This window comes from Chitinivibrio alkaliphilus ACht1, assembly GCF_000474745.1.
Taxonomy (GTDB): domain Bacteria; phylum Fibrobacterota; class Chitinivibrionia; order Chitinivibrionales; family Chitinivibrionaceae; genus Chitinivibrio; species Chitinivibrio alkaliphilus.
The window spans coordinates 60,907-78,569 of the sequence record NZ_ASJR01000003.1 but is presented as its reverse complement, the minus strand read 5'-3'; the positions used below and the strand labels follow the sequence as shown (position 1 = coordinate 78,569).

Genomic DNA, 17,663 nt, shown 5'->3' with positions numbered 1-17,663 from the left:
AATAGCCCCGTTAGAGAAAAGGAGCAATTGATAAAAAAAGAACAAGAAGAAATCGTGAAAAGAAAGGGTTTGCCTATGCCAGTGAACAAGAAAACTCCCCTCAAAGAAATGGTTCACCCCCCTGAGATCTTCGTATAATTCAGTACAAAGACTTCTCTTTTCCCCTCGTATGAATCATTTTTGCAAACTATTCAAACATGACTTTGCTAAACCGATTCTTGAAGGGAGGGGAACTGTCACGTCCCCCGCTACGCATGTGATGATTATCGACGAACACCTAAGACACGCTTATATCGTTCTACACGACCATCTTCAAAAGAGATTTCTGCTATGACCGCATAGGACCCAGACGGAACCAACCGCCCGCGATGATCTCGCAAATCCCATCGAAACAATCCCGCCTCCGCATATGAACGGGGATCATCCTGCTCATCAAGAAGGTTTCCCGTGGCATCATAAATTGCCAAACGAATTTCTGCAGGAGCTTCTGTCACGACCATAATGGAAGCACCACCCTGATCAACAGAAACAGGGTTCTCCAGGAAGGCAATCCCTCGTTTGCCATAGGCATCTTCCACCCGATCATCGATAATCGTAATAGGCACCTCATCATCATCAATAATTGTAAGTATATCTCCGTAATGCCGCATGACACAGCGCAGATAATCCCCTTCTACCAAAGCAGACTCCGGTGTCTGATATCCCACCAGCTGGCATCGAAAGTTTCCCATATCTCGCTCCTCTCGATACTCCCAATCATCTTCCCATTGAATAAGCATGGCACCGGCACCACCGACGATAAAATCTTTTTGGGATTCACACCCAAGCTCCTCATCTTCTGCAATGGGAACATCAAAGAGCGGTGCAAATTCACGATAATACCGAATACGGTTTACCGCCTGTGCTCGCTCACCATGGCCACACTCAACCCCACCGTTAATAACATTAATTGTAGCACCAAAGCCTGGTTTTATCCCTTGCTCTTTATCCACCTCGTTGGGCTGCCACGTACCATCAGCAACATGAAGCATGCTCGGTTTTGGTGGCTGCGGGGTGACATAAAAAAAGATTGCCGAAGCCAGATTTAACCATGTATCTGCAACGAGACCGGGGTTATCAAGTAGCACCGTTGCATCGCCATCAAACATCACTTCTGAAAAAGGACCATAGTTGTAATGATACGAAAGCTGCTTTGCTCCCCGTCCAAAATATCCCAGATAGTTTCCCGACTCATCCACACCACACGGCCATTTCTCAGTTTGCCAATTATCCTCACTACACTCCGAATTATAACCACCATCACCCTCTTCATGATCCATTTCACGGACATAGTACAACCCCTGTCGCCACCGGGGTAAGTCCTCTTCTCGCGCAGTATAATCACAGCCCATACCGGTTTCTTGGGCAAAATGGGCAAAGGAAGTGGCAATCACCCGACGACATACCTCTTCGGCATCCCGTCCATCATCATAGTCGCCGCAAAAGGCGGGAAACTTGCCAACGGCTTGCAGAAACCCGGTATAAGTGTACTCATCGGCCCGTCGGGGAAACACATACTCCCAAATCTCCGGCGTGACGATTTCCTCAACGCGACGAACATTAGCCGGATTATCTGTACGACCAGGTTCTATGCGTTCTACCTCTTCGTTTGGAATAGTACGGACAGTCTCTTTCACTTCATCGTACAATGGGTCAGCCATCTGCTCATGCTTTTCTGCAAGAAGCTCAGACTTCCGTACGGAATACGTACCATCTCCGTTATCAATAATGTTTAAGGCATGTACAGTCGTGTATACACAAAAAAGAACACCCACTACAATGCGGCTATATCGCATAGTCCCCCCAGTAATACGGTAAATTGTCATCTGAGATGGTGGAACAGCCCTCCATCACCTACAAATAATATATACCCAAACCAAAAGAAAACCACAACTCATTATTAGAAGAGAAGAATGAACAAGCTTTTACAAAGCAGCTACTGTTTTTACCATAAAAATGAGAAAATTCACATTTTCCCGATTCTTTTTCACAAGCCTCGGAAGTGCAAAAACAAAGTTCAAAGCAATTATGTGGAAAGCACCCTTGGTCGTCATTTTAGCAAAACAGAAACATATATTACTACCTGTAGGAACATGTGAACCTATATCACAGGAGCACCCGATGAAACAAGGTAGTATTCTATTCCTTCTCGTATATGCCACAACGGTCATAGCCGGCACCGGCCATCATATATCCCCCGGTGAATCCCTAGAAAAAGCGTTTGTGCAAATGAACCCCGGCGATACCCTGCATCTTGCCCCTGGAACCTACCGAGGAGCAATTACAATTCCCCCGGCCATACATGTACGAGGTAAGAATCCCTACACCACAGAAATTGTCGGCACAAACCGTGATCCTGTTCTCACCATGAATCGGAATAGCTCCATTTCCGGAAGCACCATTACGGGTGGGCTCAATGGCATTTTGGTACACCATGAAGGCGTGGAAATATCCCACTGTATTATCGAAAACAATCGTCTTTCCGGTATTATTTCCATTCATCACCTGCCGCATGTACACAACACCGCCTTTGTGAATAACGGGCGACATGGCATTAAGGGTGAAGATATTGGCACGGCACCTCCCGCCCAAAACCTCTCCTTTATCCGAAATACACAGGGCGCCATGGATATTGCGGGAGAAGCAACCCCCACCGTGAGCACGAGTCTCTTTTTTGCAACAGGCATGGTGGCCACACCGGGCACCGTGGAGGTGGAGCGATCCGTGGCATCCCCTGCTCCCGATACATCGTTCTCTGCAGGAATACGCGCAGAACAGCTCCGCATTACCTCCTTGCGACGAAGACGACGTGACTACCAAAGCAGTAGCCATCCCGAGTATGGCATCACCTTCTCACCACCTGAGGAATAGCTACGAGATTAAGCCAACCTGTTCGTCGAGTCCAAGGGCAATATTCATATTTTGAACAGCGGCACCACTGGCACCTTTTCCAAGGTTGTCAAACCGCGCCATGAGCAGGGCCTGCTCCTCACTGCCATATACAAACAGCTCCATAGTATTGGTTTCATTACAGGCCGTGGGAGAAAGAAATTTCCCTGCTTCCAATACAGAGTCACTGTTCTCCTCATACACTTTCATAAAAGGTTCTTGGTCGTAATACTCCTGATAAATCTCTCGGATATTTTTCACCGATACAGAACGGTGGCAATCCCGGAGAAACAGTGGCACCGATACCAACATGCCACGATAAAAATCTCCCACCACAGGAAAAAAGTGAGGCGCGTGGATCAGCCCGGTATGCCCTTGCATTTCAGGAAGATGCTTATGGGACAGGTTCAAGGCGTAAGGTCGTGGTGGAACTGCATGACTTTCCGAACGTTGTTCTTCATATTCGGCAATTAATCCTTTTCCCCCACCGCTATATCCTGTAAGAGAAGTAAGGCTTAGACACTGCTCTATACCAAGAATGCCATCGGAAATAAGAGGATATATCAAGGCGATAAAACCACTTGCATGACAACCGGGATTTGAAATAAACCTGCTCTCACGAAGGGCATTACGAAAAGAGGAATCAAGCTCTGGGAAGCCATAGGTCCAGCCTGGTGCAGTACGATGGGCTGTGGATGCATCAATAATTTTCGTGTGTGCATGAGAATCAAGTAACGCTACGGCTTCACGAGCGGGTTCATCGGGAAGACAGAGAATTGCAAGATCAACCGAATTAAGTATCGCCGCTTTCTCCGTTTTAGATTTACGCAGCTCATGATCTATCTCAACAATTTCTATGTCAGAACGCTCTTTGAGCCGTTCGTGTATCTGCAGGCCCGTAGTACCGACCTGTCCATCAATAAACACTCGCTTTCTCATTCTATCTCGCTTTCACTATTGGGTGAACTCAAAACTAAGCATACGGGCTCCTCGGGACAATCATCTGCAAGGAAGTGGTAGGAAACCTCGAGACTCTCTCCGGGGAGCAGGGTCAATAAATTATCACTCCAAATAAGGGGAGCAAAAAGTTCTCCTTCATGGGTCTGTAAATCAAGCTGTACTGCAAAGGCAGGAGTCGAACCGCTATTTGTAAGACGCACCACCCCACCAGCTCTCTCTTCGGGAAGATGGCGAACCACAACCTGCGTACGGGGAAGGGATTGCAGAGAAGAAAAGTCACTCCACGTGGCAAGAGGCTGGTAAAACCACGTCTCTTTGGTTCGCTCCTGCACAAATGTATCTGCCTTAGCTGTGGAAAGCCAGTAGACATTTCGGGAATATTCCCCCTCTTCACCAGTCATGGTAAGGTGGAGAAAAAACAACTCTTCTTCCGAAGGAAGCGGCGGGGTACAGAGGGCTTTCCGTTCGTATGAATCAAGATGGAAAGACGTACTCTCTGTATGAAAAATCGTACCGTCAACACGACATATCGTGATAGTACAGGTAAGAGTAGGGAAGGATGATCGTCCGGCGTTTACCGCCCAAATAGAGTGATCATCATAGGAGTATTGGCAATGAAGCAATTCACACGCTTTCTGAGCACCAAAAAAACCACCCGTCGGCACGTTCCAATAATCATAGAGCTGCCAAATAAGGGAGGGCCAATGACCATTCTGCATCCAGCTAATCACCCCCGTACCTCGAGGATACTCCCGGTTGTATGCTTCATACATAGCGCGCCATGCCTCATAGGCACACCATTGTGCAGCCTCAAGGAAACGGGGTAAGTCCTCCCGTGACACCCCATATCTTCGCTCAATCGCCAAATTCATCACCTCCGTATCCATGAAGGAGGCAAGCCCCGCATGATGATTCCACGCGGGGGATCCCACATAGCGCTGAGAAGCATCGGGTATCATCTTACAAACAGATTCATACCGCGGGAAAGACGCATCCGGTCCAGTTTCAGTGTTAAAGGAATCGGCATGCCCCGACATAGCAGAATCGTACCAATAGGCGGGAGGGACATATCCATAGGGTCCAGACATCTTGACACCTGTTTCTCCCGTGAGGGAAGATGTATGGGCTGATGCACTTGATACATGTACCAAGGATGGATACTCTTCATTCAAGACCCGAAGATAGAGTTTTTCCACAGGAGGTATGGGGGGAAAATCACTCCCATAAAACCACGCAATACACGAAGGGTGGTTCCGTATTCGGCGGAGCTGATCTCGTAAGGACGCCTCTGCTACACCGTAGTCATCGGGCTTCCACTTCTCCCACTGCTCCCAATGCGTACAGCATGCCCAGCCTGCCAAGACGAGAATACCACGAAGATTGCACTGTTCCCAAAAATAATCACTTCCAAGTTTACCTTCAAGGCGTATTGTATTCAAATTCATGGCCCGCACATATGCCGTATCAATCTCATCCTGTTTTTTCGACTGCCGAAGAAGCAAATCCGGTGACCAAGCTGTTCCACGTATCTGCACCTTTTCACCGTTGACGGTAATATGAAAAGCACCATGATCATTTATCTGTGCCGTAACACGGCGAAATCCCACAGAAAAGGCGGCCTCATCACTTACTTTTTCCTGCGGCGTCTCATATAACACCCAGGAGACCGGATACTGCACAGGCTCTCCCATATCCCACGGCCACCACAACTCAGGTTGTTCCACCACACAGGGGACAGTAAAAAGATCTGTAGAAAAAGAAAGCTCCTCATACGGGGCAAGCTCAATGGGCTTTGTGAGAAAAGTATGTGCTCCAACACGAAGCTCTACTCGACCATAAAATGGCTTGGACGAATGGTTCTGAATACGCCCCCGTGGCGATAGATTTGCCACGGAAAAGGAATCTGACAAGGTATAGTCAAGGAAAAGGTCTTCCAAAGTAGCGGGACCTTTCTCAGCCACATGAACCGGCTGCCATATGCCGGCAGAATCATCCGGTGGAACAGGACTCCAATCAATAAAGGTAATACCGAGATCATCAGGCCGCTGAGGCCATACCTGAACAGCAAGACAGTTCGTTCCGTATCGTTTTACATATCGCGTCACATCAATTTTATACCGACGATAACTTCCGCATAGATATGCTGTGCCTGCCACTCGCTTTGCATTTACCCAAACCTCCGCACGATAATTAATTCCCATGAAATGTAAGAAATATCGTCGGTTCCGCGCCTTATCATCACTCACATCAAAGGTTGTTCGATACCACACAGGGTGACGAAAGGGGGAATCTTTTGGCATGGCATGAAATGCAAAATGAGTCGTCTTATCCGCCTTATACCCAGGCAGTTTTTGCATATTCGTTCCGATATAAGGATCTGCATATACCCCGGCCTCACTTAAATGGCCAACAATTGTTCCGGGGGTTTTGGCAGGCACCCAGTGAGAAACATCAAAGGAGAGAGATGCAACATCTTCAGGAATAAACCCTGTCTCGCCGGGCATGGAAATACGCCAGTCCGTAATTGTATAATTCATACATACATACCTTTGTAAAAAAGCAGTTAGTTTGTTTCGCGGATACCCACAACCCGTTCAAAGGTGTGCGTCCCTAACTCTCCGGAAAGTGTTATGATAGCCTTGTAGGCCCCTGGTGGTAAGGGACGTCCCGAAGCAGTACGGCCATCCCAATATATACTATGGATACCTGCAGTATTATGACTATTCTTGCTGGAAACACGGCGTGTACCCGTAGCATCATAGATGCGGATATGGGCAGTGTGCGGCGGCGCTTTATCGCCAAGAACAAAAGAAAAAACAACTCCTCCATCGTAGGATATATGGGGATCCGTCGCAAAACGTACACCAAAGGGTGTGTCTGCAGTTTTTGCAGGGTTTGGCCCCACCAGAACATCCATAGATGCAGCGGTCGAAGAAAATAGATCTTTGACGCAAAGCCAGTTTGATTCATAGGAAGTTCCCGTAGAGTCATACAGGGCATACCAAAGGGAATCTCTTCCTTCGGTGGCGTCTTGTTTGGGGAACGCAAACTCCAAGACGGCTATATCTCCCGTTCCGGAAAGTGGCGAAGTTGTGTCGATGCGAAGGGATGATAGGAGTACAAACGTTCCGTCACGGGACACACTCTCCCACACAAGGGGTGTTGCCTGAGATCCCTCAAGAAGTTCCGCAGAAATACAGCTTCGCAAGGACAAAGCACCCTCTGCGGGATAAAAAAGCTGTATTGTCGTTGTAGGAGGAAGTTCTTTTCCATATAATTCAACAAACAAACGTTCTCCCTGCCCATCTTTTAAAGGAGATATGGAGAGTGAAGAAGCGCCCGAGGTGGGAGGTGGAGAAAAGGATATTTCGCGGGTACTCCACTGCCACATGGATTTAAACACCGCAATATCAAGGCTGTCAAACCGTCCCTGGGCACGCACATCTTCTTGCGTATAGGGCAGGGTCGCTTCTGAACGAAGCGGAGCTAATTCATCTCCTGAACGAAGTCGTCCTGTGGAAGTAAAGGTATGCCACTCACGATAGAGAACAGAAAAATCTGCCGCCCCTACAAGGCCATCGCCGGTAAAATCACCGACAAGAGCTGATTTCTCCCCATGAGAAATGGAGAAAAGCAGAAACACCAATACCCATATAGAAGACATTCCTTTTATCGTGCCACAACTCATAACCCCTCTGCCAATGGTGTAGTTATTCTTCACCTAGTATATAATATACACAATTTTTTGCATCTTTTTTGTATAAACCGAAGGAACCGGCTAAAACCCGCCTCTTTGCTCAGCTCGTATCTACTTCTCGAGAGAGTGTGTAGCCCCATACCGACTATGAAAATATGAAAAGAACGTAGAAAGGCGCCCGATACGAACTCCCTCTGTACCCAAAAGACCAAGGGGGAAGAAGCGAAGAAGCACAGGAAGTGTTCTACCAAGTTTATCCATGGTAGCACATACCTGTTTCTGCTCTTCTGAAATAATTGAATAGAGTAGTTCCATCCCTGCCTCTTCCGCCTCTGGAAAAGGCTGTAATCCACGCATTACGGAAAAGGCAAAACAGGTCCAATCACGAACAACAGCATCAGCAAAGAATAGATACTCCTGTGGATCTGTTTCAAAGTCGATAAAGGAAACGTCTTCTTTGTTTATAAGAAGAATGTTTCTTGCAAAGGCCTCACTCAGCACTTCTCCCTGTGCATGGACGGAACGAATCCCTCGGGCACCACATTCAATACACGCAAGTATCTCGGTCTCAGAGGTGGCATTCTTCATGGCCGTACGTAGATTTTGAACCTCCCCACCACGAGTTTGCCCCACATCTGCAAGGAGAATGCCATCGGGAGAGGATGCAAGAATAGTAGGCACTGAAATGCCCTTTGCACCCAGTTGACGTAATCGGCGTACCTCCGTGGCAATGGCATGACGCCCCCCCCTATTGGAGACAGGGGTTAAGGCAGACACACGCAGGAAGTGTCCAAGAAAGGAAAAGGGCAAATACACCCAGAAGGGGTGCCGCTTTAAGGCTCGCTTCACCCAAACTCGTCGCTGATTAAGCTCGTAGGACGCAACCCCAATCTCCTGAGAGCAAAGCTGCTCTTTCAAAAAAGAGTCGTACACCTCCATGGCATCTCCTTCTGTGGAATAGCTGTTTCTATACAAAAAAAAGTCCGCCCCTTTTTGTAAAGGAGCGGAGAGGATATACTCTGGAACGCTTATTTTTTCAATGCATCCTGTAAGAGCCCATTTACACGACGAAGGTATGCTCCCTGATCAGGAACCTTTCCTCCCTCTGCGATGAGAGCCTGCTCATAGAGTAAGGTCACCCACTCTTGCAGAGACTCTCCCTGAGGATCATTCTTATAGAGTTCATTCAAGCTATTTACAATGGGGTGTGTCCCATTAAGCTCAAGGACACGTTTACTCTCAGGAACTTCCTGCCCCATGGCACGCATCATCTGCTCCATCTGAGGATTCATGGTTCCTTCACCAGCAACCAGGCAGGAGGGGCTATCTGTAAGACGAGTGGTTACTTTAACATCGCTAACGGAGTCATCAAGAATATTTTTTACACGACCCAGAAATTTTTTCAGGCGTTTTTCTTCCTGCTCTTCCTTTTCCTTTTCATCTTTGTCAAGATCTCCCAAGTCAAGATCTCCCGCCGTAACAGACTTTAACTCTTTTTCTTTGACAGTACCAAGGCCGGGGAAGACAAACTGATCAATGGGATCCGTAAGCAACATCACCTCAATCTCTTTTTGCTTAAACAGCTCTAAATGAGGACTGTTTGACAGGCTTTCGTAATCTTCACCACACAGGTAGTAAATATGCTTCTGTCCCTCCTTCATGCGCTCCACATACTCGTCAAAGGAGGTACGATACTCTGCAGAATCACCAGCGGTAGAGTTAAATCGCACAATCTCAAGAAGTTTTTCACGGTTTTCGTAATCCGTGTGCAATCCTTCCTTGATGATTTGTCCAAATTCGTTCCAAAACTTTGAAAACTCCTCAGGCTTCTTTTTTGCCATCTTTTTAATTTCAGAGAAGAGTTTATTTGTCAAGGCCTTACCGATTTTCCGCACAACAGGGTTTTCCTGAATCATCTCCCGAGATACATTCAAAGGTAGATCATCCGTATCAACAACACCCTTAACAAAGCGGAAGTACTCTGGAATGATATCCTTTACGTTGTCATCGATAAATACACGTTTAACATAGAGCTTTACTCCATGCTTCCGCTCAATATTATTCATCTCAAAGGGAGAAAGTGACTGGGGAATAAAAAGAAGTGACTTATATGACATTACCCCTTCGGCAGAGGTATGAATGGTTTTCATTGGTTTTCCAAACCCACCGCAGGCAGAGGAGAAAAAGTCTTCGTAATCAGCTTCCTCAACCTCTTTACTATCCTTAAGCCAAAGAGGCTTTGTTTCGTTTATTTGCTCAAGCTCACCCTTTTTCTCTTCATCTGTGCTTTCAAGCATTACGGGGAAGGCAACAAAGTTTGAATGCTTGGAGATTATCGAACGCAATTTCCAATTCTCTGCATAATCAGCATACTCGTCGGTAAGGTGAACAATGATGTCTGTACCGGACTCAAGACGCCCCGCTTCTTCAATTTCAAAGGTAGTATCTCCCTCAGAACTCCAGCGATACGCTGTATCATTACCAACTTTCTTTGATACAACCTCAACTTTTCCTGCAACCATAAAGGCTGAGTAAAAACCGACCCCAAACTGCCCAATAAGGTTGGAATCATTTTTCTGATCCCCAGACAGCTTTTCTAAAAACGCCTTTGAGCCGCTACTGGCAATAGTTCCGATATTTTGTATCAGATCATCCCGATCCATCCCAATACCATTATCGCTAATGGTAATACGCTTATTTTCTTTGTCAGAACGAACTTCTATGCGCAACGATTCAGGATCTACGGATACCCCTTCCTCTGTAAGAGAGAGGAAACGCAATTTATCGAGCGCATCCGATGCATTGGAGATTAATTCCCGCAGGAATATCTCCTTATTGCTGTAGAGTGAGTGAATTACCAGGTTTAACAGCTGTTTCGCTTCGCTCTTAAATTCCATCTTCTCAGCCATGAAAATCACCTCCGTTTATGGTATAATGTGCCAAAAATACGTTATTTTTCTCTCCGATACAACTCCCATGGGGTTTTGGAGAATATTTGGACACCTCCATTGTACTTTTTATTATTTTTTTCACGTAACCCATAACCAAGATAAGGAAATCTCCATGCTTGATATCAAGTTTATTCGCGAGCACCACGAAGCGGTAAAGAAAAATTGTGAAACAAAGAAAGATGCGGCCGATATAGATCGTATTCTTGCCCTCGATACAGAGATTCGCGAAACCCTTTTTTCAGCTGAACAGCTCAAAAAAGAACGAAACGAGGCCTCTAAGGAGATTGGGCGCAAAAAGAAAGCGGGTGAAGATGCCACGGAAAGTATTGCTACCATGCAAGATGTGGCGGCTCGTATAAAAGAGTACGATGCAACCTTGCACAACCTCGAGTCGACCCTGCGCGAAGAGCTGTCCCGCGTACCAAATATGCCTCATACAACCGTACCACACGGAGCCAGTGAAGCTGACAATGCTATTTCTGAAGTGTATGGCGAGCTTCCTTCCTTCTCTTTTACCCCCAAGGATCATCTTGAAATTGGGGAATCCCTCCGTTTATTTGACTTAAAACGGGGTGCTAAAATTAGCGGATCCGGGTTTCCTTTACTTACCGGCGCAGGAGCACGGCTTAATCGTGCCTTGCTAAATTTTTTCCTTGATGAACATATTACTGCGGGGTATGAAGAAGTACAGCCCCCGTATTTAGTTACGGCAGAAAGTGCCTTCGGAACGGGGCAGTTACCCAAATCTGCAGATCAAATGTACCATGTTGACGAAGACGGGCTCTATGCAATTCCCACAGCGGAAGTTCCTGTTACCAACATTTATCGCGATGAAATACTGGCCGCACAGGATCTTCCAAAAAAGATGTGTGCCTACACAGCTTGTTTTCGCCGCGAGGCTGGATCCTACGGGAAAGATACAAAGGGGTTTCTTCGCTTACATCAGTTTGACAAGGTGGAAATGGTGAAACTCGCCACGCCGGAAACTTCCTATGAAGAGTTAGAGCTGCTTCGCGCAGATGCGGAACGACTCCTAAAGAAACTGGGGCTGACCTACCGTATTCTCACTCTCTGCGATGCAGACCTATCCTTTGCAGCAGCCAAATGCTACGACCTGGAAGTTTGGGCGCCAGGGGAACAGCAATGGCTTGAGGTATCATCGGTGAGTAATTTTGAAGATTTTCAAGCCCGTCGCATGAACATGCGCTACCGACCGGCTGGAGGAAAGAAACCCACCTATGTTCATACGCTCAACGGCTCTGGCTTGGCAACAGCGCGCATACTCGTTGCTTTGCTGGAAACCTATCAAACCGCAGAGGGTGCAGTACGTATACCGGAAGTACTCCAGCCATACATGGGCGGTTCGACAGGAATACGACCTGCCTAAGGATACGCAAAAGGACGGAATCTACTCCGTCCTTTCTTACCACAATCCTCCCATGGAGTGCATTAGTTCTAAGCGAAGAATAATACGTTGTAAGGTCATCCCTACTTCGGCCATCTCAAGTTCCACCGCAGCATTTCTACTCTCGACATACCCATCATAGGGAATCACCCCCCGCATATAACGAAGGGCCGTTTCTCCATATATCTCCGTAAGAGATGAAACCTGTTCTGCCAAGCGAGTCGCATTTTCTTCAGCAGTGTGTAGACGTGCCAAGTTTTCTTCCACTTCCCCAAATGCATCAAGTGCTACTTGCCGATACTCAAGTATTGACGCAGCATAGGAGAGCTTTTGTTCAGAAATTGAGCTCCGTATTTCTCCCCCCGAAAAGAGTGTCTGCACGACCTGCCCCCCAAGGGAACGTGTAAAATCTGCCAGAGAGAATAGATCACCCCACTCGTCGGTCGCCTGTGAGTATGACGCGCTGAGTGTAACCGTGGGAAAAAGATCTGCGCGGGCCACCCCAACCTCTAACCGTGCTTGCTCAAGCTCGTGTTCTGCCGCAATAATATCAGGACGACGACGCAGAAGATCGGAAGGCACCACCGCGGGGACAGGAGGAAGTTCCACGGCAGTAAAAGAACGGGATGGCTTTTCACGGTCACTGCGGGGATAATCTCCGCTCAAGAGGGCAAGATTCATGGCAGCAAGGTCACGATCTTGGGTAAGATCTGTCACTGTTTGCCCAGCACCGTAGTACGCACTGCGTGCCTGTTCAAAGGAGAGCCGATCTCCCAAACCAGCCATATACCTTCGCTTTTGCAAGATCTTTTGCTCCTGAGCATACGCATATTGATCCCGAGCTATGGCAAGTTGCTCAAGGGCTGCTCCATAACTATACCATTGAATTATGGTCTGCATAATGATCCCACTGTAGAGAGAACGAACCTCCGCTTCTCTGGCTGCAATATTCTCTCTAAACGCTTGTCTGCCAAGGCGTACTCGTCCACTCACATCAAGAAGATATGATAGTTCCACCCCGAGAGATATGTTTTCAAAATCATCCAATTCAGTCTGTACCCCTTCAGTGGGAGAAAAAGTCGGCTCTGGTTGCTTTCCCCGTCGGTATCCCGTTTGAGCTTCTATTCGAGGAAAGAGATTCGATTCTACCCCGCGAAGACGCTGACCAAGAATTTCCATATTTTTATGGGCAATCTCAATATTCAAATTTTGAGCCAAAACCGTATCTATAAGATCTCGAAGAGCCTCATCTTCAAAGGCATACCACCACGGCTCTTCAAAGAGGTCATCCACGGGAAGCATGTAGTCACCTTCAACATAATACACCGCAGAATCAGGTATATCAAAGCCGTGGTCAACCTCTTCTGCCGGAGGTGCTAAGGAACATGAAAAGGAAAAAGCAGCAGGGCATAGAGAAGATTATTAATGCGTTTCATGAGTATCCTCCCCAAGGCAAACACGTTGTATGGAAAAAAGAGTCCGGATCCAGTCAAGTAGGATAAGATATGCAGGCACAAGAAAGAGCGTTATGGCCGAAGCAAAGAGGATGCCCACACCAAGACTAATTGCCATAGGAATAAGCATTTGCGCCTGAAAACTTGTTTCAAAAAGCATGGGTAACAAACCAGCAAAGGTGGTAAGAGTTGTCAGGAGAATGGGACGAAATCGGTTTCGTCCCGCAGCAAGAATTGCAGAACGAACATCCAACCCACGGCACATCTGACGATTCACATAATCAACAAAGACAAGAGAATCATTTACCACCACACCGGAGAGGGCAACAATACCAAAAATACTCATAAACTGCAAATCATACCCCAAGACAATATGCCCAATAAAAGCCCCAATGGCTCCAAAAGGTATGGCACACATAATAATAAAAGGCTCAAGATACGATTTAAAGGGAATCGCTAATAAGGCATACACCACAAACATGGCGACAATAAAGGCCATGGCAAGGGAGGCAAGGCTGCGGTCACTATCTTCCTGTTGACCGCCGATAACATGTTCTAAACCGGGATAGGTCTGTTGCATGTCTCCTTCAATATATCCCACAAGTTCACGGGTTATTGTTCCGGGATTGCTGACGGAGGTATTCACTGCAGCAGTCACGGTAATAACCCTGTTCTGATTGACCCGATTAATAAAACTATACCCACGATCATGGACAATATCAGCAACTTCCGTGATGGGCACACGCTCTCCCGCAGGCGTCGATATTTTCATGGAATGGATGGTTCCCACTTCCCCGCGTATATCAGCAGGATACCGAATCATAAAGGGAATATCATGTTCATCCCGTAAAACACGAAGTACCTCTGAGCCATGAAAGGCGGTACGAACTTGTCGAGCAAGGTCTGCTTGAGTGAGCCCGAGGGATCGTCCCGAAGAACGAAGACGCAAAGAGAGTTCCTCCGCACCACCTTCAAAATTATTGGAGATATCAAAGACACCATCGTATCGCGACAGGGTATCCTCAAGGCGATGCACTGCTGAAAGCAAGGCGTCATCATCGGGAAAGGAGAGGCTGATATTAATATCATCCTGCCCACTTCCCAAGGCGGTACTAAACTGTAACTCATCATACCCACGAATATCCGCTGTTATTTCACGAAATCGATTCTGCAAGGGCTCAAGAGAATAATCTCGCTCATCTCCCGTTGGAAACAAGATATTTATCTCCGCAATAGTGGGATCATCCCCTCCCATGGAACCGCGACTGGGCTGTTCTCCGATACTTACCAAGATGTGTTCGTCGAAGGAGGCATACCGATCATGAGAATCTTGAAACTCCTCCCGCAGGATATCAAACCGCCCAAGCAAGGTGTCTGTCATTGCGCGGGTTCCCTCCAAAGAGGTTCCTTGGGGCATAGTAAGAAACACGCGTAAACTCACTCCTTCACGGTTTCCCATACCTGGCTGCACCGCAACACGCCCACCTGCAATAAGGGCAATAAAAAATATAAGAATCGCTACAGATAGGGCAATTACCAGAGAAGGCCATCGCATTGACTTTTGCAAAAGGGGCACATAAATTCGTTCTATAAACCCACGCAGGTTTCGATCAGCCTTCCGACTAAACTCCTGCGAGATACGAAAAATACCGCGGGTGCTCTCTTCACGGAGAGTAGACAGATGGGCGGGAAGAATGAATAAGGACTCAAACAGAGAGAAAAGGAGTACCGAAATCACCACCACAGGAACCGAATACATAATACGTCCCGTAACCCCTTCCACGGCAAGTAGCGGAGAAAAAGTTGCCGCCGTGGTAAGTACGGCAAATACTACCGGAATGGCAATACTTTTTGTTCCTCGTTTTGAAGCTAGGACAGGCGGCGTACCTCGCTCTCGCTCTTGGAAGATATTCTCCCCGATAACAATGGCATCATCCACCACAATCCCTAAGACCATAATAAAACCGAAGAGGGAAATAACATTTATGGAGACCCCGAATAGCGTCATGGCCCATAATCCCCCCATAAAAGAGATCGCCATGCCAACGGCAACCCAAAAGGCGAGACGAATATCAAGAAATATGCCAAGCACAAGAAGCACGAGGATAAAGCCCAAACCACCGTTTTTTAAGAGCAAGCCAAGACGATCTTGCAATACTTCAGCAAAATCTTCCCATACAATAAGTTCAACTCCCTCGGGAAGGCGAGCCCGTGTTTCTTCAACATAAGAATTCACTTCCTGAGCAATATCAAGAGCACTTTGATCACCCACACGGGAAACCACCACAAAGGCACCATCCTTACCATTAAATCCGGTATACAGGTTCACATCGGCAAACCCGTCAATGACCGTACCCAGATCTTCAACCCGTACATGTGACCCGTCATCCCACGAACGAACGATAATACGCTCAAAGTCACGGGCTGTTTGGGAAAGATCACGTGTTCGAAGCGTTATTTCACCGTGGGATGAGGATATTTTCCCACCGGGCAAATCAAGGCTTGCTCCACGTACTGCCTGCTCAATCTCCTCAAAGGAGATATTGTATTTCTCCAATTTCTGTGGCGTAACTTCAAGACTCATCTCATACTCACGCACACCAAAAAGATCAACCCGGGATATGCCTGAACGGCCACGAAGATCACGAACCATCCGTTCCCCAAAGGCAGCCAGCTCCTGCTCACTCATATCACCATAAATACCCAGCTGCATAACAGGTATTTCTATCTCCATTACCGAAATACGAGGTTCACGGCTATCCTCGGGTATCGTTTCTATGCGATCGATGGCCGCAGTAACATCTGTGCGCACCTGATCACTCTCAACGTTATCTTCTATTTCAAGAAAAATCGAACCGACGCCTTCTGAGGCAGTACTGCTAATGCGTCGTACCCCGGAAATACCTACAAAGGCATCTTCAAAAACCGTCAAAACAGATTGCTCAATTTGATCTGGTGAAGCTCCGGGGTAGGGAACGGTAACAGTAACAACAGGAATCTCCGCATCAGGGAATATTTTCCGAGGGAGAGTGAGATACGATAAGGCCCCGCCAACAATAATAAGAAGCATGAGTAAGTTGACGGTGACGTGGTTTTCTACCATCCAGTCAATCCATTTATTCATACTCCACCGCCTCTACTCGCATGCCCTCAAGAGAAAAGTCCAAAGAGCCAACAACAATCGGGTCATTTTCGGTAAAATCCCCTCGAACAAGGGCGTCATTTTTATCCCACTGTATTACGGAAACAGGAACAAACTCAAGGGTTGAGTCAACCACACGACGAAGATACTTCCCCTCTACAAGTGCGTCCCGTGGTATACGGAAATACCCTTCGTCCTGCACGGCAAAGAAAACCACCCGCACAAATGATTCGAGGGGAATCTCGCCTTCGGCATCAATACCCAAAGGATCGGGAAGAGCCACATCAACCGTTAGAGACCTGCTTCGGGGATCAAGGGAGCGTGACCACCCTGCCACCGTGGCAGATCTATTCACTAAAACAGAATCATCCGTGTATACTGCAACAGAATCACCTGTCTTCAAGTTGAGAAGCCCCTTCTGCCGAGACGAGAGGCGAACAGAAACACGAGCAGTATCACTCTCGTAGAAAGTTGCCACTGGAGTGGAGCTTACAACTTGTCCCTCGTGAACGAGAAGCTCCTGGGCAAATCCCCGAAAAGGAGCACGAATCACGGTCCACTCAAGATTCAGTCGAGCCCGATCAAGGGCTGCCTTTGCTGCTTTCAAATCCGCTTGAGCTTGAGCAATCTGAGGGTGGCGAAGCGCCAAACCTCCTGCTTCTGCCTCGGGATAACGCTCTTGAAAAAGCTCCCACTGCTCACGGGCAATCTCCCCTTCTTCCTGCTCACGGGCAAGTTGTGTTTTGGCAGTTTGTACCTGACTCTCTGCTCCTCGAAGATCAAGGTGATACTCCCGCGGATCAAGTCGAAAGAGGACATCTCCCTTTTCAAGGGGTTCTCCCGTACGCAACTGTGGAGCAACATAGGAGATCTCTCCCGGCACACGGGGGGAAATATCAACCCGCCGATTCGGCGCTACGACTCCCTCTGTAGATAGCGGGATCGGATCGCGTGTTTTCTCAAAACGACGCACCGTAACTTCAGGATACTCCTGGTGCTCTTCACGTGATGGCGGTGTTCTCCGCGTTGCCACCATGAGCACAAAGAAACCCACTGCCCCAAGAACAATCAGAACGGGAATAGCATTTTTCCACAATTTTTGTACAATAATACGTATTTTTTCCAT

At 47.4% G+C, this 17,663-nt stretch carries 11 protein-coding genes; 2 read left to right on the top strand and 9 right to left on the bottom strand.

Annotated features, from left to right (window positions below):
- Positions 1–263: 263 nt before the first annotated feature.
- Positions 264–1,835 carry a glycoside hydrolase family 19 protein gene (locus CALK_RS02150; RefSeq protein WP_022635999.1) on the bottom strand — a complete coding sequence of 524 codons (1,572 nt, stop codon included), beginning with the start codon at positions 1,833–1,835 and terminating at the stop codon, positions 264–266.
- Between the two features lie 325 nt (positions 1,836–2,160).
- On the opposite strand from CALK_RS02150, the gene CALK_RS02145 reads away from it, so the two are divergent.
- Positions 2,161–2,910 carry a right-handed parallel beta-helix repeat-containing protein gene (locus CALK_RS02145; protein WP_022635998.1) on the top strand — a complete coding sequence of 250 codons (750 nt, stop codon included), beginning with the start codon at positions 2,161–2,163 and terminating at the stop codon, positions 2,908–2,910.
- On the opposite strand, the gene argC is transcribed toward CALK_RS02145, so the two are convergent.
- From argC to htpG, 5 genes are all read right to left on the bottom strand, one after another.
- On the bottom strand, positions 2,911–3,867 hold the full coding sequence (argC, locus tag CALK_RS02140) for an N-acetyl-gamma-glutamyl-phosphate reductase (RefSeq protein ID WP_022635997.1): 957 nt from the start codon (positions 3,865–3,867) through the stop codon (positions 2,911–2,913).
- Positions 3,864–6,425, bottom strand: a complete 2,562-nt coding sequence (locus tag CALK_RS02135; protein WP_022635996.1) for a glycoside hydrolase family 2 protein — start codon at positions 6,423–6,425, stop codon at positions 3,864–3,866. The genes argC and CALK_RS02135 overlap by 4 nt, the downstream gene beginning before the upstream one ends.
- Positions 6,426–6,451: 26 nt before the next feature.
- Entirely contained in the window at positions 6,452–7,576 is a 1,125-nt protein-coding gene (locus tag CALK_RS02130) for a FlgD immunoglobulin-like domain containing protein (protein WP_081697947.1), read from the bottom strand.
- 120 nt (positions 7,577–7,696) lie between these two features.
- Positions 7,697–8,524: a BUD32 family EKC/KEOPS complex subunit gene (locus CALK_RS02125; RefSeq protein ID WP_022635994.1), complete on the bottom strand. Its 828-nt coding sequence runs from the start codon at positions 8,522–8,524 to the stop codon at positions 7,697–7,699.
- Positions 8,525–8,613: 89 nt separating this feature from the next.
- Positions 8,614–10,494, bottom strand: coding sequence for a molecular chaperone HtpG (gene htpG, locus CALK_RS02120; protein WP_022635993.1), 1,881 nt, complete (start codon positions 10,492–10,494; stop codon positions 8,614–8,616).
- Between the two features lie 154 nt (positions 10,495–10,648).
- Here htpG and serS point away from each other — a divergent pair, with 154 nt between their 5' ends.
- Positions 10,649–11,923 (top strand): serine--tRNA ligase, encoded by a 1,275-nt coding sequence (gene serS, locus CALK_RS02115; RefSeq protein WP_022635992.1) that lies wholly within the window; start codon positions 10,649–10,651, stop codon positions 11,921–11,923.
- A gap of 36 nt (positions 11,924–11,959) precedes the next feature.
- Here serS and CALK_RS02110 read toward each other — a convergent pair whose 3' ends face one another.
- The 3 genes from CALK_RS02110 to CALK_RS02100 form a co-directional block, all read right to left on the bottom strand.
- Positions 11,960–13,243, bottom strand: coding sequence for an efflux transporter outer membrane subunit (locus tag CALK_RS02110; protein WP_022635991.1), 1,284 nt, complete (start codon positions 13,241–13,243; stop codon positions 11,960–11,962).
- 120 nt (positions 13,244–13,363) lie between these two features.
- Positions 13,364–16,519, bottom strand: a complete 3,156-nt coding sequence (locus tag CALK_RS02105) for an efflux RND transporter permease subunit (protein WP_022635990.1) — start codon at positions 16,517–16,519, stop codon at positions 13,364–13,366.
- Positions 16,512–17,663: an efflux RND transporter periplasmic adaptor subunit gene (locus CALK_RS02100; RefSeq protein WP_022635989.1), complete on the bottom strand. Its 1,152-nt coding sequence runs from the start codon at positions 17,661–17,663 to the stop codon at positions 16,512–16,514. The genes CALK_RS02105 and CALK_RS02100 overlap by 8 nt, the downstream gene beginning before the upstream one ends.